General features: G+C 41.2%; 19 protein-coding genes. 10 read left to right on the plus strand and 9 right to left on the minus strand.

What is annotated here, in order from left to right; translation table 11 throughout:
• Positions 1–72: 72 nt before the first annotated feature.
• From Q0058_RS03680 to Q0058_RS03700, 5 genes are all read right to left on the minus strand, one after another.
• A complete protein-coding gene (locus Q0058_RS03680; protein ID WP_298221381.1) occupies positions 73–1,416 on the minus strand; it encodes a deoxyguanosinetriphosphate triphosphohydrolase in 1,344 nt (447 codons plus the stop codon).
• A gap of 222 nt (positions 1,417–1,638) precedes the next feature.
• On the minus strand, positions 1,639–4,056 hold the full coding sequence (locus Q0058_RS03685; RefSeq protein WP_298221382.1) for a ribonucleoside-diphosphate reductase subunit alpha: 2,418 nt from the start codon (positions 4,054–4,056) through the stop codon (positions 1,639–1,641).
• A gap of 220 nt (positions 4,057–4,276) precedes the next feature.
• Positions 4,277–5,254 carry a ribonucleotide-diphosphate reductase subunit beta gene (locus Q0058_RS03690; RefSeq protein WP_298221383.1) on the minus strand — a complete coding sequence of 326 codons (978 nt, stop codon included), beginning with the start codon at positions 5,252–5,254 and terminating at the stop codon, positions 4,277–4,279.
• 289 nt (positions 5,255–5,543) lie between these two features.
• Positions 5,544–6,122, minus strand: coding sequence for a DUF3109 family protein (locus tag Q0058_RS03695; protein ID WP_298221384.1), 579 nt, complete (start codon positions 6,120–6,122; stop codon positions 5,544–5,546).
• A 22-nt stretch (positions 6,123–6,144) separates the two neighbouring features.
• Complete coding sequence (locus Q0058_RS03700; protein WP_298221385.1) at positions 6,145–7,011, minus strand: T9SS type A sorting domain-containing protein; 867 nt, start codon at positions 7,009–7,011, stop codon at positions 6,145–6,147.
• A gap of 309 nt (positions 7,012–7,320) precedes the next feature.
• Here Q0058_RS03700 and Q0058_RS03705 point away from each other — a divergent pair, with 309 nt between their 5' ends.
• From Q0058_RS03705 to Q0058_RS03715, 3 genes are read left to right on the plus strand one after another with little or no spacing between them, the layout of a single operon-like run.
• On the plus strand, positions 7,321–7,899 hold the full coding sequence (locus Q0058_RS03705; protein WP_298221537.1) for a MarC family protein: 579 nt from the start codon (positions 7,321–7,323) through the stop codon (positions 7,897–7,899).
• A 39-nt stretch (positions 7,900–7,938) separates the two neighbouring features.
• The gene (locus Q0058_RS03710) at positions 7,939–8,139 is read left to right on the plus strand and encodes a hypothetical protein (RefSeq protein WP_298221386.1); all 201 of its coding nucleotides are present in this window, start codon (positions 7,939–7,941) and stop codon (positions 8,137–8,139) included.
• The gene (locus Q0058_RS03715; RefSeq protein WP_298221387.1) at positions 8,139–8,750 is read left to right on the plus strand and encodes an FAD-dependent oxidoreductase; all 612 of its coding nucleotides are present in this window, start codon (positions 8,139–8,141) and stop codon (positions 8,748–8,750) included. The genes Q0058_RS03710 and Q0058_RS03715 overlap by 1 nt, the downstream gene beginning before the upstream one ends.
• Before the next feature lie 11 nt (positions 8,751–8,761).
• Here Q0058_RS03715 and Q0058_RS03720 read toward each other — a convergent pair whose 3' ends face one another.
• From Q0058_RS03720 to Q0058_RS03730, 3 genes are read right to left on the minus strand one after another with little or no spacing between them, the layout of a single operon-like run.
• Positions 8,762–10,342, minus strand: a complete 1,581-nt coding sequence (locus Q0058_RS03720) for a S41 family peptidase (protein ID WP_298221388.1) — start codon at positions 10,340–10,342, stop codon at positions 8,762–8,764.
• Complete coding sequence (locus Q0058_RS03725; RefSeq protein ID WP_298221389.1) at positions 10,342–10,770, minus strand: dCMP deaminase family protein; 429 nt, start codon at positions 10,768–10,770, stop codon at positions 10,342–10,344. Before Q0058_RS03725 ends, Q0058_RS03720 begins: the two co-directional genes overlap by 1 nt.
• A gap of 2 nt (positions 10,771–10,772) precedes the next feature.
• Positions 10,773–11,363, minus strand: a complete 591-nt coding sequence (locus Q0058_RS03730) for a HupE/UreJ family protein (RefSeq protein WP_298221390.1) — start codon at positions 11,361–11,363, stop codon at positions 10,773–10,775.
• A 168-nt stretch (positions 11,364–11,531) separates the two neighbouring features.
• Here Q0058_RS03730 and Q0058_RS03735 point away from each other — a divergent pair, with 168 nt between their 5' ends.
• The gene (locus Q0058_RS03735; RefSeq protein ID WP_298221391.1) at positions 11,532–11,963 is read left to right on the plus strand and encodes a TerB family tellurite resistance protein; all 432 of its coding nucleotides are present in this window, start codon (positions 11,532–11,534) and stop codon (positions 11,961–11,963) included.
• Positions 11,964–12,034: 71 nt separating this feature from the next.
• Here Q0058_RS03735 and fbp read toward each other — a convergent pair whose 3' ends face one another.
• Positions 12,035–13,054, minus strand: coding sequence for a class 1 fructose-bisphosphatase (fbp, locus tag Q0058_RS03740; protein WP_298221392.1), 1,020 nt, complete (start codon positions 13,052–13,054; stop codon positions 12,035–12,037).
• Positions 13,055–13,251: 197 nt separating this feature from the next.
• Here fbp and Q0058_RS03745 point away from each other — a divergent pair, with 197 nt between their 5' ends.
• The 6 genes from Q0058_RS03745 to Q0058_RS03770 all read left to right on the plus strand — a co-directional run bounded on the left by Q0058_RS03745 (position 13,252) and on the right by Q0058_RS03770 (position 21,423).
• Positions 13,252–13,737, plus strand: a complete 486-nt coding sequence (locus Q0058_RS03745) for a GNAT family N-acetyltransferase (RefSeq protein ID WP_298221393.1) — start codon at positions 13,252–13,254, stop codon at positions 13,735–13,737.
• A 2-nt stretch (positions 13,738–13,739) separates the two neighbouring features.
• On the plus strand, positions 13,740–15,002 hold the full coding sequence (locus Q0058_RS03750) for an aspartate kinase (protein ID WP_298221394.1): 1,263 nt from the start codon (positions 13,740–13,742) through the stop codon (positions 15,000–15,002).
• A gap of 104 nt (positions 15,003–15,106) precedes the next feature.
• Positions 15,107–16,543, plus strand: coding sequence for a T9SS type A sorting domain-containing protein (locus tag Q0058_RS03755; RefSeq protein ID WP_298221395.1), 1,437 nt, complete (start codon positions 15,107–15,109; stop codon positions 16,541–16,543).
• A gap of 6 nt (positions 16,544–16,549) precedes the next feature.
• The gene (locus Q0058_RS03760; protein WP_298221396.1) at positions 16,550–17,278 is read left to right on the plus strand and encodes a T9SS type A sorting domain-containing protein; all 729 of its coding nucleotides are present in this window, start codon (positions 16,550–16,552) and stop codon (positions 17,276–17,278) included.
• Positions 17,279–17,402: 124 nt separating this feature from the next.
• The gene (locus tag Q0058_RS03765) at positions 17,403–20,810 is read left to right on the plus strand and encodes a hypothetical protein (RefSeq protein ID WP_298221397.1); all 3,408 of its coding nucleotides are present in this window, start codon (positions 17,403–17,405) and stop codon (positions 20,808–20,810) included.
• A gap of 64 nt (positions 20,811–20,874) precedes the next feature.
• Entirely contained in the window at positions 20,875–21,423 is a 549-nt protein-coding gene (locus Q0058_RS03770) for a hypothetical protein (protein WP_298221398.1), read from the plus strand.
• Positions 21,424–21,425: the final 2 nt, after the last annotated feature.

Below are 21,425 nucleotides of genomic sequence, written 5' to 3' on the forward strand. Positions count from 1 at the left end.
TTTTAAATTTTGAGAAACAAACTTAATTTATTTTTTTTAATATTTCAAACAATCCTCTAAAACATTAACAATCTAATGCTTAAATCCCGAAATGTTTTGATAATACAGCAATGCATTGCCGTCAGTGAGCAACGAAATGAAATGGCAAATATGCAGCAATCGATCGTATAATGTTTCCTTTTCCAAGTGGTGTTTTTCTGGTAAAATCTGCAAAAGCAATTTGTCGTAACTCGTAGCTTTGCCCTCGAAATTATTGTTGAAGGCCGTAATGAATTTGTCTAAAAGTGTATTAATAATCTGATAGCCTTTAAGTTCCTTGTCGATGACTTCGCGGCTTTGGTAAATATTCTTCACGCTGAGTTTGATGATGTCGTCCATCTGGGCTTTGTACTTGCTTTTGTCGGTCAGCGCAAACGGAAATTTTCCTTTTAGAATCTGTTCCTCATTTTCAATAAAAACGCGAACCGCGTCATTGATTAAATTGCCTATCGCGAGTGCCCGCAAATAACTGATTCGGTCTTCTCTTGTCGTCAGCGTTTTGTATTTGGCCGTATCAACCGTATCTTTTACAAGTTTGATCAAGTATTCCAAAGCGTAATCTTCCGAAACCAAACCTAAGTTGATGCCGTCTTCAAAATCAATGATCGTGTAGCAAATATCATCCGCAGCTTCCACAAGATAAGCCAACGGATGCCTTTCGAAACCGATGTCATTTCCGGTTTTGTTCGATACCAATCCGAGTTCGGAAGCCACATCCTGAAAAAATTCTTTGTCCGATTGGAAGAAACCGTACTTTTTATCGGCGATGTTTTTCGTTGGTTTTTTGGGAAGACTTTCTTTCGGATATTTCATGAAAGCGCCCAAAGTGGCATACGAAATCCTAAGCCCGCCTTCAATGCCCGGACGGCTTGCGGTAAGTACTGAAAATCCGTTCGCGTTGCCTTCAAAATCAATTAAGTCCTGCCATTGCTTTTCGGTGAGTTGGTCTTTGAATTGTTGTCCTTTTCCAATCGAAAAATATTCACCAATCGCTTTTTCGCCAGAATGACCAAACGGTGGATTTCCGATATCGTGCGCCAACGAAGCTGCTGCGACAATCGCACCGAAATCATTCATGTGAAAACCATGCACTTCCTGCAAATACGGATATTTCTCAATAATTTTCTTACCTACCAATCTTCCGAGCGAACGTCCAACCACAGAAACTTCTAAACTGTGCGTGAGCCGCGTATGCACGAAATCAGTTTTCGATAATGGAATGACTTGTGTTTTGTCTTGCAAACTTCTGAAAGCCGCCGAAAATATTATGCGATCATAATCGACTTCGAAACCGAGCCGCGTGTCGTCCTGTTCTTTTCTTAAACGTTTGCTCGTGTCGCCTTGGCGTTTGAGTGATAAAAGTTGTTCCCAGTTCATGGTTGGATTTTTAGATTGTAAGACTGTGAGACTGTAAGACTATGAGATTGTAAGATTCTGACTAAATATCTTATAGTCTTACAGTCTTTTTCTAGCCCTGATAGTAGCGGCAGCCCGCAACGCAGTGAGGACTATAGCGTATAGCAGGTTCCCGGCTCCTAAAAAACAAAACAGCTACCCAAAGATAGCTGTTTTTTAATGGGATTGTAACCGTCTCAAAAATTACGATCCACACATTTCGCAATCATCGGGACCTGCATTTCTGGCAAGTTCGATCATGGCTTTGAAATCTTCGGCAGACATTTCTCCGGTTTCGTTCGGTTCGGCTACCTCAACGGCGGCGGCAACTTCGGAAGTCGGTTCTGCTTTTTTATCGTTGTTCAGCGTAAACTTGATCGCGTCTACGGCTGATTTGGTTCTTAAATAATACATTCCGGTTTTGAGGCCCGACTGCCAAGCGTAAAAATGCATCGAGGTCAGTTTCGCATAGTTCGCGTCCTGCATAAACAGGTTCAGCGATTGCGATTGGTCAATGAAATAACCTCTGTGGCGCGACATATCGATGATGTCTTTCATAGACATTTCCCAAACGGTTTTGTAAAGTTCTTTCAAATCGTCCGGAACGGCTTCGATATTCTGTACCGAACCGTTGTGGCGCATGATTTCCTGTTTGAGCTCTTCGTTCCACAAACCGCGGTTGACTAAATCTTCAAGCAAATGTTTGTTGACTACGATGAATTCGCCGGACAACACACGACGCGTATAAATGTTTGAAGTATAAGGCTCGAACGCTTCGTTGTTTCCTAAGATTTGGGAAGTAGAAGCAGTTGGCATTGGCGCAACTAATAATGAATTTCTCACACCGTGTTCCATGACTTCTTTTCTGAGTGAAGCCCAATCCCAACGTCCCGAAAGTTCTTCGTCTTTCAAGCCCCAAAGGTTGTATTGGAATTCTCCTTGCGAAATTGGAGAACCTTTGAAAGTGGAATATGGTCCTTCTTCTTTGGCCATTTCCATAGAAGCGGTCACAGCGGCAAAGTATAAAGTCTCGAATATATCCTGGTTGAGTTTTTTAGCTTCGTCGCTCGTAAACGGCATTCTGAGCAAAATGAATGCGTCGGCCAAACCTTGCACGCCCAATCCTACCGGACGGTGGCGCATGTTGGAGTTTTCGGCTTCTTTGACGGGATAGTAATTCCTGTCGATGACTTTGTTTAAGTTGCGGGTCACGCGTTTGGTCACGTTGAACAACAATTCGTGGTTGAATGCTCCGTTTTCTACAAACATCGGCAATGAAATCGAAGCTAAATTACACACTGCGATTTCGTCGCTTGAAGTGTATTCCATGATTTCGGTGCACAAATTCGAAGAGCGAATCGTTCCCAAATTTTTCTGGTTCGATTTTCTGTTCGCTGCGTCTTTGTACAACATATAAGGTGTTCCGGTCTCGATTTGCGACTCCAGGATTTTCTCCCACAATTCACGCGCTTTGATGGTTTTTCTTCCTTTGCCTTTTTCTTCGTATGAAGTATACAACGCTTCGAATTCTTCACCATAAACATCATACAAACCAGGGCATTCATTCGGACACATTAACGTCCAGGTGGTGTCTTCTTGCACACGTTTCATGAACAAATCCGAAGTCCACATTGCGAAGAATAAATCTCGCGCACGCATTTCTTCTTTTCCGGTATTCTTTTTCAGATCGAGGAATTCAAAAATATCGGCATGCCAGGTCTCTAAGTAAATCGCAAAACTTCCTTTTCTTTTTCCGCCGCCTTGATCGACGTAACGTGCGGTATCATTGAATACACGCAACATTGGTACAATTCCGTTGGATGTTCCGTTGGTTCCTCTGATGTAAGAACCTGTCGCTCTTACATTATGGATAGACAAACCGATTCCTCCAGCGGATTGCGAAATTTTCGCGGTATTTTTCAAAGTATCATAAATCCCGTCGATACTGTCGTCCTGCATCTGCAAAAGGAAACAAGAAGACATTTGTGGTTTCGGTGTTCCGGCGTTGAATAAAGTTGGCGTAGCGTGCGTGAAGAATTTCTTCGACATCAAATCGTAAGTTTCAATCACGGCGTCAAGATCATTCAAGTGAATCCCGACCGAAACACGCATCAACATGTGCTGCGGACGCTCTACAATTTTCCCATTGATTTTAAGCAAATACGAACGCTCCAAAGTTTTGAAACCGAAATAATCGTAATTGAAATCGCGGTTGTAAATGATGTGCGAATCTAAAAATTCCGCGTTTTTCTGGATCACCTGATGCACTTCTTCCGAAAGCAAAGGCGCTTGTTGGTTGGTTCTCGGGTTCACGTAATGATACATTTCATTCATCGTTTCCGAAAACGATTTGGTGGTATTTTTATGCAGGTTCGAAATCGCTATACGGGCTGCCAACTGCGCATAATCTGGGTGCGCAATGGTCATCGACGCGGCGGTTTCGGCTGCGAGGTTGTCTAATTCAGAAGTCGTCACGCCGTCATACAATCCCTCAATGACACGCATGGCTACTTTCACGGCATCGACTAAGTCGTTTAAGCCGTAACATAATTTTTTGATTCTGTCCGTGATTTTGTCGAACATCACCGGCTCTTTGTGGCCGTCTCTTTTTACTACGTACATAGTTTGTTAGGTTTTAATGAAACAGCAAATCCCTTCACTGCTTCGGGTATTTGTAATTTGTTTTTTTGGAAGCTGATCCTGCTTTCTGCTATATCTTTTGTGCTGAACACCAGCACAAAAGGATAACGCCGCCAATCAGGGCTAGGCAATCCGGTAGACACAAGGCTTGTAATTTTAAATCGGCGTAGAAGTAATCTGTAATTTTGTTTTGTCAAGCACTCTAAAAATCCGCGTCGAACGAAATTTTTCCGGCTTCGGAATCGGTGTTCATCACGCCTGCTTTTTGATATTCGGCCACTCTTTTCTCAAAGAAATTGGTTTTCCCCTGCAACGAAATCATATCCATAAAATCAAACGGGTTCGAGGCGTTGTATTCTCTTGGGCAACCCAACTCGACCAACAAACGGTCTGCTACAAACTCCAGATACTGGATCATCAGGTTCGCATTCATGCCGATTAAACTTACCGGAAGCGATTCGGTGATGAACTCGCGCTCGATATCCAAAGCATCAACAATAATTTCCTTGATGCGTTTTTTAGACACCTTGTTCACCAAATGGTGGTTATGCAAATGCACCGCGAAATCACAATGCACGCCTTCATCACGCGAGATCAATTCGTTGGAGAAGGTCAAGCCAGGCATCAAACCGCGTTTCTTCAACCAGAAAATCGAACAAAAAGCACCCGAAAAGAAAATTCCTTCGACGGCCGCAAAAGCGATAAGCCTTTCGGCAAACGAATCCGATTCAATCCATTTTAACGCCCAGTCGGCTTTTTTCTTGATTGCCGGAAACACTTCAAGCGCGGTGAACAATTGGTTTTTTTCAACTTCGTCCTTCACATAGGTATCGATCAACAGCGAGTAGGTTTCGCTGTGGATGTTTTCCATCATGATCTGAAATCCGTAGAAAAATTTGGCTTCGGCATACTGCACTTCATTCACAAAATTTTCCGCGAGATTCTCGTTGACGATACCATCAGATGCGGCAAAAAAGGCCAAAATATGCTTGATGAAATATTTTTCATCATTACTAAGCTTGTTGTTCCAATCGGATAAATCCTGATGCAGGTCGATTTCTTCCGCAGTCCAGAAACTGGCTTCCATTTTTTTATACCATTCCCAAATGTCGTGGTGTTTGATTGGAAAAATAACAAAACGGTTCTTGTTTTCTTGTAGAATGGGCTCTATCGCTGACATGTGTTGTGTGTAAAAAAAGTGAGAATTTATTTCAAAAAGTATGTGCTTTTTGACTGCTACAAAGATGGCCTTTTGTTACGGATTTTGAAAGTCAAACTTATCCACAATCGAGTTTAGTTTTTAACAAATCGCTTTTTTAACAGGGTTTTTCATTCGATTTTTAAAAAATTGAAAATCAGTGTTTTAAGAAATAAAAATAAGAAAAAAGCGCCTAAAATGGGCGCTCATGTAGGATTGGAGTGATAGATTAATTTAACGTTTTTGGCAAAACGACTTCCTGAAATTCAGGTTATTTCGACCGTTGCTTTTTGAGTTCATCAGCTGCTTTTTCAAGTTCCGCATACCAGTCTTCACCGAAACGTCTGATTAGCGCTTCTTTGACGAATTTATACACCGGAACCTCGAGTTCTTTTCCTAACGAACAGGCATCATCGCAGATTTCCCATTTATCATAATTGACGGCGGCAAATTCGGTAAAATCTTTGACACGGATTGGATATAAGTGACAAGAAACCGGTTTCTTCCAATCGACAGCGCCTTGGTTGTAAGCTTGCTCAATACCACAAAGTGAAGTTTTTCCATCGTAAATTACGTAAGCACAATCTTTTTCGTCAATGAGTGGCGTTTCCATATCGCCGTCGGTTCCGATGCGCCAAGTGCCTTGCGCTTCAATAGCCGCAATGCCTTCCGGACGCAAAAAAGGTTTTACTTTAGGATAAATGGCTTCTAAAATTTTTGTTTCGCTTTCTAATAAAGGTGCTCCGGCGTCGCCGTCAACACAACAGGCGCCTTTGCAGGCAGAAAGGTTGCACACAAATTCTTTTTCTAAAATGTCTTCCGAGACGATGGTTTTTCCTAATTGAAACATGCGGCAAAGATAATCAGATTTATCAATGCGCAACTAGAATTTTCTGCTGCGAAATTGCGCCGCTGAAATCCTTGATTCTCGCCAAATAGATACCTGGTGGAAGCTCGCCAACACTTACTTGCTTGATATCGGTTGCTTGGATGATTTGAATCAAAATGCCCTTGAGGTCGTAGATGGCTATTTCTGCTATAGGAGATTTCGCTTGGATGTCTAAAATGCTGTCGGCAGGATTCGGAGATAAAAGCACCTCACTAAATGAATTCTCAACTACCCTTAATAAGTTAATATTACAACTTGCAGCATCCTGACAATTGGGGCAAACAAACGGTATCGGAGTTCCTAATTCTGCAATGGAACCATTAATTACAACTGGTGTTAAAGTATTTTCATTGGTGACAAATTGACCAGAATTTTTTAGAATATAAAGGGTATCGTTTAAAAACATAGCGCCATAGGTGCCCGTAGAATTGAACGAAATAGGATAAGATATAATCAATCCAGTTGCACTAAAGACTTTCAAACTTGACGTGATGATTGGAAAACCATCATTCCCTGTAAAAACCCATGCATTACCTTGAGAATCTACAGCAATGTCGGCCACTCCGATACCATACCCCAAAATGGCCACTGTTGTTGTATCGACACCATTAAAATACTTTAATGCATCTTCCTCAATAAAATAGTGATGATTGGCAAAACCACCATTATTAATGGCTTCAGGGTTATTAATTACATTTATCCAGCCCAAATTGGAGTCATACTTTGCCAGACCACTGCTGTTCGTACAGAAGAATGTTGCTCCTTCCCCAGAACTGCAATAGGCCAGACCGGTTGGGAAAAATTCATTGGTAACGACAACATTTCCACCGCTGATGACATTGGAGTTCAATTCCCACTCTTGAATATCTCCTTCGGTATTAAGTGTCCAGAATACCGAATTACAGTTTTGACCGATACTGATAATTGGAAATATTAAAAAGAATAGTTTTTTTAGCATAACTTCAATGGTTTGATCTTCCTTACATTAAAATTTGAGGTTGATTTTTTATTAATGCCGTTCGACGAAAAAGCACTCAAAAGTATAGAATTTTAAATTTTAAAAAAATATCATTGCTGATCAAAGTTAACCCTTTCAAAATTAACCTCTTTTTGGCATTTACTAGATATAGTTTGAATACTTTTGCCAAGAAATATAATGATTATGAACTTCGACTTCAAAGAAATCGCCACCGTTGGCATGGTACTTTTTGCTGTCATCGATATCGTCGGAACCATTCCGATTGTCGTTGATTTAAGAACCAAACACGGCCATATTGAATCCGAAAAAGCCTCGCTTGTAGCGGCGATCATCATGATTGTATTTCTTTTTGTTGGCGAAGGGCTACTGAACCTTATTGGTATTGACGTACATTCTTTTGCTGTTGCCGGTTCGTTCGTTTTGTTCTTCTTGGCCTTAGAAATGATTTTAGGAATTCGCATTTATCGCGATGCCGAGCCTAGTTCCGCCTCGATTGTTCCGCTGGCTTTTCCATTAATTGCTGGTGCGGGAACGATGACTACTTTACTGTCTTTACGCTCTCAATATTACACAGAAAACATTGTCGTCGCAATTATCCTGAATATCATTCTGGTCTACGCTGTCTTAAAATCTTCTTCGAAAATTGAAAAAATGCTCGGGAAAACCGGACTTGGCGTCGTGAGAAAAACCTTTGGCGTCGTGCTGCTGGCCATTGCCGTTAAATTATTCGCCTCGAATGTTAAAGGTTTGTTTGTTTAACCCATTTGTATTACTTTCACTCCAAATTCTATACAACGTATGAAAATTTTTACTTCCATCTTAGTTGTCATTGCGCTTGCTTTAATCATCTTCAACATCACCCTACTCGATTTCAACCATTTGTTTGAAGGCAACAGCGCGATAGCCTTAATAGGAATTGCCGCTTCTTTTTGCGCGGTTTGCATTCTGCTTATTTTCCGGATGTCGAAAATGATTGTGGAAAAAACCAAAGACCAATAATGGATTTTGACGTCCTGGTTCTTGGCGGCGGTGTTGCAGGCGTTTCGTGTGCTATGATTTTAGGTTCTGCACATAAAAAATCTTTTGTCGCCGATAAAAAAATCGGACTCATTGCCCACCAAAAAACCTCTTCGCTTCAGGAAGCTTTATTTAATAATGCCTACGGAATTCCTGTAGGCACTTTAGGTTCGGATTTGTTGCAAAGTAGCTTAGCGCAATTGAATGATTTATATCCACATGTCATGCAAATCGGAGGTGAAAAAGTGGTGCGCATTGAAGGTGATTTCCCGAATTTTACTGTAGTGACCAACAAAAATTCGTACACCGCAAAATCTATTGTGGTAGCGATTGGTTATTCAAACACTTTTGATATTGAAGGTTTAATGCAATTTGTAGCGCCGCATCCGAAAGCCATCGCCGAAAAACAACGCATTTACCTTCGCAATACAGACCACAAAGTAGCTGATGGTATTTATGTAGCTGGAACTTTAGCAGGCTGGCGCAGTCAACTGTCGATCGCTTCGGGAAGCGGCGCCGCAGTAGCCACCGACATTCTGACCTTGTGGAATAACGGCATCGATTCGCAAAGCCACGACAGCATCAAAAAATAAATCGAGTCCTATTATTTAGTATTCAAAACCGCCTGAACCATCGGGTCTTCTTTGAGGACAATCTCGTAATATTTCTGTTCGCCATAAAGTTGTGAGGCAAATTCAGCCGTGAGGTACCGTTTTACTAAAGTTTTGTTTTTCGATAAATTCAACCGGACGCCATAACCGAGCAAATAATTCTGCAGGTTATTGAAATATAATTCGCTTGCGTTCATTTTAGCGAGAAATTGTTCATAAGTCAATCCTTTAAAATCGTTTCTGTTGCGGTCGAGTTGTTCAAAAACAAAATGGTTGACAATGCCCGATTGCTCCATCACATACACAATACCTTCTTCACCGGATTGGCCTTCAAGCGGCACAAAAACATCGGGTACGATGCCGCCGCCGCCATAGACAATTTTGCCTTTAGGTGTTTTAAATTTTAAAGAATCGGCCACTTTAATGCTATCTTTTTTGTAGAGTTCCCCGCTTTCAAAACGTTTCGAAAACTCATTCATGTAAGCTTCGCCGTCGCCTTTGACATAAGGTTTTTGAATCGACCTTCCCGTTGGCGTATAATATCTGGCAATCGTCAAACGCACTGCCGAACCATCATCAAAATCCATTTCGCGTTGCACCAAGCCTTTCCCGAAAGAACGTCGGCCAACAATAATACCACGGTCGTTATCCTGAATCGCTCCGGCTAAAATTTCACTCGCAGAAGCGGAATTCTCATCGATCAGCATCGCGAGCTTTCCGGTTTCAAAATTACCTTGTGTTGTCGCCAATGTTTTTTCCGTCTGCCCTTTTTTATTTTTGATGAACACAATCGGCTGGTTTAGTTTGAGAAACTCGTCAGCAATCTGAGTCGCCATTTCCACATAACCGCCGCCATTTTCACGCACATCGATAATCAAGGAATTGGCGCCATTCTTTTTCAGTTGCAACAAAGCCTTTTTAAATTCCTCATAGGTTGTTTCCGCAAATCGATTGATCTTGATGTAACCGGTATTCGGATTGAGCATCAACGCCACATCGACGCTTTTGATCGGCACCACATCGCGCCGCACTTTAACCTTGAATTTTTTATGCCCGTTTTTTCTGTACACCGTCAGTTCGACTTCAGAGCCTTCCTCGCCTTTGAGTTTGGAGAACAAAGTATCGGAAGACAATTTCCTGCCAAAAAGTTTGGTTTTATCGGCGTATAAAATGCGATCTCCGGCCATGATTCCTGCTTTTGCCGAAGGGCCGTTTTCAAGCGGTTTGACCACCGCAACTGTATCTTTATACATATAGAAATTCACACCGATGCCTACAAAATTTCCTTTCATACTTTCGGCTTCATCGCTTTGTATGCTTGGCGGCAGATACATCGAATGCGGGTCAAGTTGCGCCAGGATATTGGTAACGGTCAGATCAACAATGGAATCGGTGTTGACTTTATCTACATATTCATTGTCAATAAAATCAATCAGTCGGTTGAGTTTGTTCTTGGTTCCGTTTTTAGAAAGCGACGGACGATCGACAGGGAAATTTAGAATACCGCCCAACACCACACCAATGGCGAGCATCAGAAAAAGTAAAAACGGCAAATAAATGTTGCTTTTTTTCATCAGTCCAAATGTTCAATCTGTTCGACGATGACGCCGGCTTTGGTTAGGAAATCAATGCCAGTAGTATCGCGATATCCCAATTGGTATACTACTCTTTTAATTCCGGATTGGTGGATGAGTTTGCTGCATTCCTTGCATGGTGACAAAGTAATGTATAGCGTGGCGCCTTCACAGGTTTGTGTCGAACGCGCTACTTTAAGGATTGCATTGGCTTCGGCGTGCAGTACATACCAATTCGTCAGACCTTCTTCATCTTCGCAATGGTTTTCGAATCCGGTCGGCGTTCCGTTATAACCATCGGAAATGATCATGCGGTCGCGCACTATGATAGCGCCTACTTTTTTTCGATCGCAGTAAGACAACTGGCTCCATTCGTTGGCTATCCGCAGATAGGCTTTATCGTATTTGTTTAATTTTTCTAATTCCATTATCAATTCCAAATTTCGTTTTGTAAAATCATGGGCACGGCAACTCCGATTATAAAGGCGGAAGCCACTATCGTAAAATCGCGTTTTGAAAACCTGAAAAAAGTCTGCACGCAATAAGAAAACAGCAGCATCACGATTACGACAATCATTTGCGCGCCTTCGATGCCAAGGGCAAACTCTAAAAGTGGCATTACTTTATCGGAAGGATTTCCGGGCAAGATCGATTTAAAATAATTCGAAAAGCCCAAGCCGTGGATTACCCCAAAAAACAACGTAATCAAAACCACGCTGTTGACGATTTCTTTCTTGGAGGTTTTCCCCATCGAGAAAAAATTAAAAACCGCTGTAGATAAAATCGTCACCGGAATCAGAAACTCAACCAGTTGCGGCTTGATCATCACGATCTGAAATACCGACAACAGCAAAGCCAAAGTATGACCAATCGTAAACACCGTGACTAAAAGCAGGATTTTTTTCCAGTCCTTGAAAGTGTGCGGAACCGTCAGCGCCATCAAAAACAGCACATGATCATAACTTTTGATGTTCAGTACGTGTTTTAAACCGATTTCAACATAAATCCAAAAATCAGACATCCGCTTCGTTATTAATGATTCAGGGGTTGTAAACTTACAATTTATTTTGAAAAACAAATCCTTTCAAAATCATAAAACATCGGCTTAAAAAATGAAATAAAATCGCCCGAATCCTTTTTAAGAAAATGAAATAAAATTATCTTTGCCAGAAACTAAACTCCCTGATTTATGTCAATCTCAGATTTATTTGATAGCGAATTCAAAACCCGTAACAAAGGGCATTTTTCGGCTATCGTACGTGTGGCGATTACCGATGGTAATGTGTCCGAAGAAGAAAAACACTTTTTGGAAAAACTGGCGATCACGCTCGAAATTTCCAAAGAAGAATTCGAAGAAATTTTAGAAAATCCGCTGAAATATCCTATCAACCCACCGTATTTGTACGTTCAAAGATTAGAGCGTCTTTATGATTTGGCCAGAATGGTACGCGTGGACCATCAGTTGGGTGACAAACAAGATACGTTGTTGCGGAAATTTGCGATTGCGCTTGGGTTTACGCCTAGCAATGTGAATTATATCGTAGACAAAGCCTTATCGCTGATTGATAAAAAAGTAGACGGCGATACGTTTGTTTATGAAATGCAGCACATGAACCGATAGTCAGGCATTCCTTATTATAGTATTGCGTCTTTGCGAGAGAAATAATTTCAAGCAAAGACGCAATGTTTTTTTTAGTATTTACTGAGTTTGGCCAAATGCATGAATTCTTCTGCTTTCTCGACCATGTTGTAACTTCCGCAGAAAAACGGCACGCGTTGGTGCAGTTCCGTTGGCTCGATTTCCATGATTCTTCCGAAACCGTCTGAGGCTTTTCCGCCAGCTTGTTCTGCAATGAATGCCATCGGGTTGCATTCGTACAACAACCGCAATTTTCCTTTAGGCGCTTTCGAACTTGTCGGATAAATATAGATGCCGCCTTTGATCATATTTCTGTGAATGTCCGAAACCAGACTTCCGATGTATCTTGAAGTGTAAGGACGATCGCCTTCCTCAATCTGGCAATATTTGATGTAATCCTTGACGCCTTGTGGGAAATGCACATAATTCCCTTCGTTGATTGAGTAAATGTTTCCATCTTTCGAGAACTGCATGTTCGGGTGCGACAAGTAAAAAGTTCCGATGGCGGGATTTAGAGTAAATCCGTTGACGCCATGTCCGGTAGTATAAACCAACATCGTCGAAGTTCCATAAATCACATAACCCGCAGCGACCTGATTGATTCCGGGTTGCAGGAAATCTTCTAAAGTGACCGGCGTTCCGACAGGCGTGATGCGTCTGTAAACGGAAAAAATAGTTCCTACAGGAACATTCACATCGATGTTTGAGGAGCCATCGAGCGGATCCATCAGCACGACATATTTGTTGTTGTGGCTTTTGTCCGAACCTGAAACGGTAATGAAATCGTCGTTTTCTTCCGAAGCGATGCCGCAGACAATTTCGCGGTTGATCAACGTCTGAATGAAAACTTCGTTGGCATAAACATCTAACTTCTGTTGGTCTTCGCCCTGAATGTTTTGTTCTCCGGCGGCGCCGATGATATCGACCAAACCGGCTTTGTTGACTTTGTAATTGACCACTTTGGCGGCCAATCGGATCGAGTTGATGATGCGGGACAATTCTCCTGAGGAATACTGGAAAGCATTCTGGTTCTCGATGATAAATTCTCCTAGTGTCTTGTTGCGTTCTTCCATGGCGAAATCGTTGTAGTTAGTGGTGCAAATATCGCTTTTTTTATGAAATTGTTTCCATTTTTGTGCGATAGTTTCTCAGAATTGTATATTTGTTTTTGAAACCGAAAACCCTAGCCCCGATAGCCGTGGAAATCCTTTTGCTTTTTCCTTTAAAAAGCAAAAGATTGTAGCAAATAGCGGGATAAAGCTCCTAAAAAATGACTATAAGAAAAGGCCGCAGAGAAGACATGCCCGCAGTTCTCGATCTGATTCGCGAACTCGCCGCTTTTGAAAAAGAACCTCATGCCGTTGTGGTAACCGTTGAAGATCTCGAGCGCGATGGCTTTGGCGACGATTCGTTGTTTTATACTTTTGTCGCGGAACGAAACCATGAAATTGTAGCGATGGCGCTGTATTATTACCGCTATTCGACCTGGAAAGGCAAAACGATCCATCTTGAGGATTTGATTGTCAAAGAAGAAATGCGAAGTTCAGGTTTGGGTTTTGCTTTGTATACTGAAGTGATTGTGCAGGCCAAAAAAGACGGCGTTCGCAGGATTGAATGGGCGGTGCTCGACTGGAATATCCCTGCGATTGAGTTCTATAAAAAATCAGGTGCGAAAGTACTCGAAGATTGGCGCGTGGCCCAAATGGACGAGAATGGCATTGATGCTTTCCTGAAATCTAATAATCTAACTATTTAAAGATGAGAATATTCAAATTTGGCGGCGCTTCAGTCAAAGATGCCGATGGAATCAAGAACGTATACGACGTGCTTCAGAAAGTCGGTTACGAAGACGTTTTGCTCGTAGTGTCCGCAATGGGAAAAACAACCAATGCGCTCGAAGTCGTGGTGAAGGATTATTTCGAAAAATCGGCTTCGCTGCAATCGTCGGTTCAGGAAGTCAAGAAATACCACAACCAGATTTTGCTCGATTTGTTTGAAGACGAAAAAAATCCGGTTTTCAAAGCTGTCAACGAATTGTTTTCAGAACTAGAATCCTTTTTAGGCCGCAACAAATCGCCGAATTACAATTTCGTGTACGATCAGATTGTGAGTTTTGGCGAACTGATTTCGACGACCATTCTTTCGCATTACATGAATTATCGCGGCATCAAAACGAATTGGATCGATGTGCGCCATTTCATCAAAACCGACGCGACTTACCGCGACGCCGAAGTCGATTGGGAACTCACGCAGAAAAGCATCTCGAAAAACGTCAAGAAAAAAATACTCAACATTACCCAGGGATTTTTGGGTTCGGACGAAAACGGATTCACGACGACTTTAGGCCGCGAAGGTTCGGATTACACCGCGGCGATTTTTGCGTATTGTTTGAATGCCGAAAGTGTCACGATTTGGAAAGACGTTCCTGGTGTAATGAATGCCGATCCGCGCTATTTTGAAAATGCGACTTTACTGAACCAGATTTCGTATCGTGAAGCGATTGAGTTGGCGTTTTACGGCGCGAGTGTGATCCATCCGAAAACCTTGCAGCCGTTGCAGAAAAAGGAAATTCCGTTGTATGTAAAATCATTTTTAGAACCGCTTTTGCCCGGAACCAGTGTTTCCAAAGGCGCCGATCTCGAGCCGCATTTACCTTGTTTTATCGTGAAGAAAAACCAATTGTTGATGTCATTGTCCTCGATTGATTTTTCGTTTATTATGGAAGAAAACATCAGCGAGATTTTTGCGCTGCTGCATCAGTATAAAATGAAAGTAAGCCTGATTCAGAATTCTGCGATTAGTTTTTCCGTATGTATTGAGGATAAGTTTGGCAACTTCAATGATTTGAAAAACGTGCTGTCTAAGAAATTCAAAGTAGCATATAACGAGAATGTTTCGTTGTATACGATTCGGCATTTTAACGAGAAAGCCGCACAAATCGTGGAGCAAAATAAAATTGTTTTACTCAAACAAGTCAGCAGAGAAACTATGCAAATCGTAACAAAAGAACCAAACCACTGAAAATTTAACAACTAATTTGATTTTATATTTTAATTATCATCAAATTATCCCTATTATTGCTGATTATAATTAACTACAAACCAAACTTTTAAAACCCTGTTTACATGAAAAAAATTACTTTGTTTTTTGCTTTTATTTTTTGCTCACTGCAAAGCCAAGCGCAAATTGCACCCGGCAGCGTGGCTCCTGATTTTACGGTAACTGATATCAATGGTGTTTCACATCATTTGGCAGACTATCTCGCCGCCGGAAAAACAGTCGTCATGGACATCTCGGCTACTTGGTGTGGTCCGTGTTGGAACCTGCACAAAGCAAAACTTCTAGAAGACATCTACAATTCTTATGGTCAAGGCGGCTCTAATGAAGTCGTTGTGTTGTTTTTTGAGGGCGACAGTACTACTTCTAATGATGACTTATTAGGGCTTACAACTGAATCTCGAGGAAACTGGGTTGAAGATGTACCTTACCCTATTATTGACGGCACCAATATTAGTAATTTATATCAAATCGCATTTTTTCCAACGATATTCAGAATCTGTCCTGACGGATTGGTTTCGGAAATGCCCGGCCGTACCGCTGGGGCTATAAGAGCCGATGTTAATAATAATTGTGGTACTTTGACTGGAACACAAAACAATGTGGGTTCTTTAGACAATACCAATGCATTCTGTTCGGCTGACGGAAGCGCTATAGCGAAAATCAGAAACTACGGTGAAAACGCCATCACCTCAGCTACTTTGAATTTAAAAGAAAACGGAACTGTAATAGCCACTAAAAACTACACGGGTTCTATGCCGAGATTCACCACAAGAACACTTACTTTTGACAGTTACACATACAACCCAGCGGCAGATTATACCGTTGAAGTTGTGAATGTTAACAGTGTGACGCCATTGAATCCGTCAATTACAAATGCTGAAATGGGTGTTGCTATTGCCAAACAAGCTACAACCGATATAGTCGTAAAAGTGTATACTGATAATTATCCAACTGAAATCTCTTGGAATATTAAAAACAGCGCCGGAGTTATTGTTGGAAATGGTGGTCCTTATGATGGTAATGTAAATGGTGGCGGTATCGATGCGAATACAACAAAAATTCATAATGTCTCTTTACCTGCAAATGATTGTTATTCTATCAACCTTATGGATTCCTATCCTGATGGATGGGCTGAAGGCACTACGCCACACGGGGTGGAAGTTTTTGACAATACCAATACTTCCATTTTAAATATTGTTGCCGGAAGTTTTGGCGCTACTTTAGCCAATCCGAACGTACTAACGACTAATGCCCTTGCGGTTGATAATTTCAAATCGACTACTTTCAACGTATTCCCTAATCCTAGCAGAGGCATCGTTTCCATCAATACGGAAGTGGCCGTTAGCGTAAACATCATTGATGTGACAGGAAAAGTTGTCTTCACAGCGAATCATGTAACCAAAGAAAAAAGCATCGATTTATCAGGCTTACAAAAAGGAATGTACTTGGCTAAAATCTCAAGTGCAGACGCCACGACCACAGAAAAAATCATATTAAATTAATACACCATGAAAAGTTTATTTCTTTCGATTGTTTGTCTTGCTTCGTTTTTTGCCACGGCGCAAATGTCCTTGGCAAAACTTAATGGTACACCGATTAATGATGGCGATGTATTTACTTTTGACAGTGCCGTAGAACCAGGCTCTTATTTAGGGATTAAAATTTTCAACAATTCCAATACAGACATCAACATCAAAGTAAAAGTAGTAAGCATTGTCAATGCTAACGGAACCAACCTGCAATTGTGTGTTGGAGATGTTTGTCTGAGTACCATTACTGCCGGAAGCACTTATCCTAATTTTCCAGCGGTGATTGAAGCCAATGGTCAAAACGGCGATTTCGATCACTTTTTGAATCTTAACACGGGGATTGATCAAACGGCTCCGGTAGAATACACCCTGAAGTTTTTTCAAGTAAACGACAATGGTGTTGAAGTAGGCAATTCTGTTACTTTTTCTTACCGTTTTGTTTCGGCTTTGAGTGTTTCCAATTTTAATGCTTTAGCGCAATCGGGTGTGACTTTAAAATCAAATGTCGTGACTAGTGACATCGAAATGAGCCTCACCAAAAATGTTCAATACGATTTGTATGATATCTCCGGAAAATCTGTGATGCATCAAAACGCAAACATTGGGGAACAACGCATCGATGTGTCGAACCTGAATTCAGGAGTATACCTTTTATATTTCCAAAACGAACAAGGTCAGAAAGCATCCGCAAAAATTATCAAGAAGTAATTTTCTGAAAAGCCTTCTTTCATAAATCAACCGTCTAAGCAATTAGGCGGTTTTTTATTGGTGTGAAAATGAATTCCATATCAATAAAACACACTACTTTTGAAGTCCATCCGTTATAGGCTTTATGTTTAAAAATTTCTTTTTTGGTCTTCTTCTGACTTGTTGCGGACTTCAGGCCCAACAAGTTGAAACGCCCTATAAAACAAAAAAAATAATCGCCACGCGCGACACGATAAGGATTGATTCTGTCAGCGTGAATTCGAGTTTTTTTAAACTTCTCAACGCTAAATCGGAGCCTATAGATTCCACTTATTATCATGTTGATTTTGAAAAAGGCACTTTAGTTTTTAAAGAAAATTATCCGTTTACAAGCGACACACTCACACTACGTTTTTTAAAATTCCCAAATGCCTTAACCAAGGTTTACAGTATTTACGATGAAAGCCGCGTCGTGAAAAGCGAAACCGGCCAATACAACCTGTATAAAATTTCGCGAGACCCATTCAAAAAATTCGTTCCTTTTGACGGCTTGAACACTTCGGGAAGCATCACGCGTGGCATCACGGTCGGCAACAACCAGAATGCCGTGGTTAATTCTAATCTCGATCTTCAGATTACCGGAAAGATTTCAGATAAGGTCAGTTTGCGTGCCTCGATTCAGGACAACAACATTCCTTTGCAGGACAGCGGTTATTCGCAAAAATTAGATGAATTCGATCAGATTTTCATAGAACTCTTCAGCGACAAATGGAGCATCCGCGCCGGTGATTTGTTTCTTGAAAACCGAAAATCAAGGTTCCTGAATTTCAATAAAAAAGTACAAGGATTGTCGACCAATTTCAATTTCGGAAAAGACGGCAACAAAACCAACGTATTTGCCTCAGCAGCTTTGGTTCGCGGACAATACGCCAAAAGCAGTTTCGTGGGTCAGGAAGGAAATCAAGGGCCATACAAACTCAAAGGTTCCAACGGCGAGCTTTTTATTCTCGTGGTTTCAGGTTCTGAGCGTGTGTACGTCAATGGAATTTTGCTCAAACGCGGTGAAAACAACGATTACATCATCGATTACAATGCCGGAGAAATCATCTTTACTTCACTTTTCCCAATCACTTCTGAAATGCGGATTTCAATCGAATATCAGTTTTCCGACCGGAATTACAGCCGTTTTGTGACTTATTTCGGGGCCTCGCACGAACGCGAATCCTGGAGCATCGGCACCAATGTTTATTCAGAAAGTGACCTAAAAAATCAGTCGCTGCAGCAAAACCTTTCGGCGGAACAAGCGCAGATTCTGGTCAATGCCGGTGACGATAATAACCTTATGGTAGCGCCTTCTGCCTATGTGGATGAGTATTCGGAAAATAAGATTTTATACAAAAAAGAAACCATCAATGGGGTGGAAAGGTTTGTCAATTCGAACGATCCGAATGAAGTTTTATACAATGTAAAATTCAGTTTCGTCGGTGAAAAACAAGGGAATTATGCATTATCCAATGCGGGAGCCATCGGTAGGGTTTATCAATATAAGGATCCGATTGGCGGGGTTAAACAAGGAAGCTACGAACCGATTATCCGATTGATTGCACCAACGAAAATTCAGATTGCGACTGTGTTCGGAAAATACAATCCATCGGAGAAAACTTCAGTCGATTTTGAAACTGCCATCAGCAACAATGATCTGAATTTATTTTCACCGCTAAACGACAACGACAACCAAGGCCTTGCAGGAAAAATCAATACGAAACAACGGTTGTTTACACGGAAATGGGAAGTGAATGCTTTTGCGAATTATCAGTTTGTACAAAAAGAATTTCGGACTATAGAACGGCTATACAACATCGAATTCGACCGCGACTGGAACCTGACTTTGGTTTCCGGAAATCAAAGCTTTTTGGTTTCGGGTTTGCAATTCAATTTGCCGCAAAAAGGATTATTGACTTATCAATTAGAAAACCTGAATTTCTCGAAAAGCTTCAACGGAAACCGACACAGTGTAAACGCCGCATTCAACCTCAACCATTGGAACATTCAGAATAAAAGCAGTCTGATGACGAGCGATGCAACCGTTTCGACTTCGAGGTTTTTAAGAAACCAATCGCAGGTCAAGTACCATTTCAAAACCAATTGGATTGGCAGCTCATTACGATTGGAAAACAATCAGGAACGCAATAAAGAAACCCATTTGCTGTCTTCGTTAAGCCAGCGTTTTACGGAGTATGGCGCTTTTGTTGGTCGCGGCGACAGCACCAAAGTGTTCATGGAATTGGGCTATCTGCACCGCACCAACGACAGTTTGCAAAGCGGAACATTGCAACGTGTGAATGTCTCACAATCTTATTATTTGAAATCGAAACTGATTCAGAACGAGAAAAGTGATTTGGCAGTTTACATCAATTACAGAAATTTAAAATATGAAGACAAAACCCGTGGGAACGAACCTTCATTGAATTCCCGAGTGCTTTACAACGATCGCTTTTTCGACCAGTTGATTCAAACTACAACGGCATATGAAACCACTTCGGGAAGCATCGCACAACAGGAATTTACGTACCTCGAAGTCGAGCCCGGCCGTGGGGTTTACGCCTGGAATGATTACAACCTCGACGGCGTGCAGCAATTGCAGGAATTTGAAATTGCGCCGTTCCCCGATCAGGCCAAATATGTGCGCATCTTTTTGCCGAATCAGGTATTTAAGAAAACGCATCAAAACAAATTTTCAGAATCGGTGACTTTGAACCCGAACCAATGGCAGAACGAAAGCGGGCTCAAGAAAATCCTGTCTTATTTCTACAACCAAACTTCGTTTCTCATCGACCGGAAGATCGAACGCGATGGCGATAATTTCGATTTGAATCCGTTCAGTTCGTCTGAAAAAAACCTTCTAGGACTCAGTACGAGTTACCGCAACAGTTTGTTTTACAATCGAGGCAAACAGCGTCATTCTGTGACTTACACTTATGTAAACAATCGCACCAAAAATTTACTTTCAGTCGGTTCGCAGGAAAGTAAAAACAGTTCGCATCAAGGACAGTATTCGCATCTTTATAGGAAATTCTGGCTGTTTGATTTCACAGGCAAAATAATACAATCGAAAGCCGTAGTAGAAAATTATGCTTCCAGAAATTATACTATAGACGGTTATCTGTTGGCGCCGAAGATTTCGTACCTGTTTTCCCAGAATGCCAGTTGGGATATTTTTTATGAATATCAGGACAAAAAAAACAAGATTGGGGATTTGGAAACCTTAAAACAAACCCGTCTCGGCACTTCTTTTACTTATGCGAGCTCAAAAAAACTCACGATGAATGGCGAGTTCTCTTTGTATGAAAACAAATTCGACGGCAATGCCCTAACGCCTGTGGCTTTTCAAATGCTAGAAGGATTGCAACCCGGACAAAATATGACCTGGCGCTTGCTCATTCAAAAAAACCTGACGGATTATCTTGACATCAACATCAATTATCAAGGTAGGAAAAGCGAGACCAGCCAAACCATTCACAACGGAAATATACAGTTGCGTGCGTATTTTTAATTTTTTGATTGCCATTTAAATTAAATCCTTAACTTTAATCTATGTAAAACCTAATTTTTAAATCATGAAAAAAGTACTCATTTTGTGCTTGTTATTTGTCTTCTCGACAAGTTTCTATGCACAGGAAACCAAAGCCAAGAAAACGGCTAAAGCCAAAACAGAAAAAGCTGTCGAAGCCAAAGAAAAAGCTCAGGCTAAAAAAGAAGCTGCCAAAGAAAAAAAGGAAAAAGCAGAGGCTAAGAAAGAAGCTGCCAAAGACAAGAAGGAAAAAGCGGAAGCTAAGAAAGAAAAGGCCGAAGCCAAAAAAGAAAAAGCGGAAACCAAAGTCAAAAAAACAGCTGAAAAAGCTGAGAAGAAAACAGAAAAAGCTGCTGAATCGGTAAAGAAAACAACCGAAAAAGCCGCAGACAAAACAAAAAAAGCTGCTGAAAAAGTAAAAGAAAGCGCTACCAAAAAAGCACCTAAAGTAAGAGAAACTTCAGAAAAAGCTCCGAAAGTAGCGGATAAGGTTTCGGGTATGTATAACGGTAAAAAAGTCTACACCGGACCAAGAGGCGGAAGATATTACATCAATTCCAACGGTAATAAGACTTATATCTCCGACGACAAATAAGC

The organism is Flavobacterium sp. (genome assembly GCF_027484705.1).
Lineage (GTDB): Bacteria > Bacteroidota > Bacteroidia > Flavobacteriales > Flavobacteriaceae > Flavobacterium.

Excerpts from the sequence above, each read along its gene's own strand:
- Q0058_RS03680 (WP_298221381.1), bottom strand. The coding sequence starts at position 1,416 with ATGAACTGGGAACAACTTTTATCACTCAAACGCCAAGGCGACACGAGC.
- Q0058_RS03685 (WP_298221382.1), bottom strand. The coding sequence starts at position 4,056 with ATGTACGTAGTAAAAAGAGACGGCCACAAAGAGCCGGTGATGTTCGAC.
- Q0058_RS03690 (WP_298221383.1), bottom strand. The coding sequence starts at position 5,254 with ATGTCAGCGATAGAGCCCATTCTACAAGAAAACAAGAACCGTTTTGTT.
- Q0058_RS03695 (WP_298221384.1), bottom strand. The coding sequence starts at position 6,122 with ATGTTTCAATTAGGAAAAACCATCGTCTCGGAAGACATTTTAGAAAAA.
- Q0058_RS03710 (WP_298221386.1), top strand. The coding sequence starts at position 7,939 with ATGAAAATTTTTACTTCCATCTTAGTTGTCATTGCGCTTGCTTTAATC.
- Q0058_RS03715 (WP_298221387.1), top strand. The coding sequence starts at position 8,139 with ATGGATTTTGACGTCCTGGTTCTTGGCGGCGGTGTTGCAGGCGTTTCG.
- Q0058_RS03720 (WP_298221388.1), bottom strand. The coding sequence starts at position 10,342 with ATGAAAAAAAGCAACATTTATTTGCCGTTTTTACTTTTTCTGATGCTC.
- Q0058_RS03725 (WP_298221389.1), bottom strand. The coding sequence starts at position 10,770 with ATGGAATTAGAAAAATTAAACAAATACGATAAAGCCTATCTGCGGATA.
- Q0058_RS03730 (WP_298221390.1), bottom strand. The coding sequence starts at position 11,363 with ATGTCTGATTTTTGGATTTATGTTGAAATCGGTTTAAAACACGTACTG.
- Q0058_RS03735 (WP_298221391.1), top strand. The coding sequence starts at position 11,532 with ATGTCAATCTCAGATTTATTTGATAGCGAATTCAAAACCCGTAACAAA.
- fbp (WP_298221392.1), bottom strand. The coding sequence starts at position 13,054 with ATGGAAGAACGCAACAAGACACTAGGAGAATTTATCATCGAGAACCAG.
- Q0058_RS03745 (WP_298221393.1), top strand. The coding sequence starts at position 13,252 with ATGACTATAAGAAAAGGCCGCAGAGAAGACATGCCCGCAGTTCTCGAT.
- Q0058_RS03750 (WP_298221394.1), top strand. The coding sequence starts at position 13,740 with ATGAGAATATTCAAATTTGGCGGCGCTTCAGTCAAAGATGCCGATGGA.
- Q0058_RS03755 (WP_298221395.1), top strand. The coding sequence starts at position 15,107 with ATGAAAAAAATTACTTTGTTTTTTGCTTTTATTTTTTGCTCACTGCAA.
- Q0058_RS03760 (WP_298221396.1), top strand. The coding sequence starts at position 16,550 with ATGAAAAGTTTATTTCTTTCGATTGTTTGTCTTGCTTCGTTTTTTGCC.
- Q0058_RS03765 (WP_298221397.1), top strand. The coding sequence starts at position 17,403 with ATGTTTAAAAATTTCTTTTTTGGTCTTCTTCTGACTTGTTGCGGACTT.
- Q0058_RS03770 (WP_298221398.1), top strand. The coding sequence starts at position 20,875 with ATGAAAAAAGTACTCATTTTGTGCTTGTTATTTGTCTTCTCGACAAGT.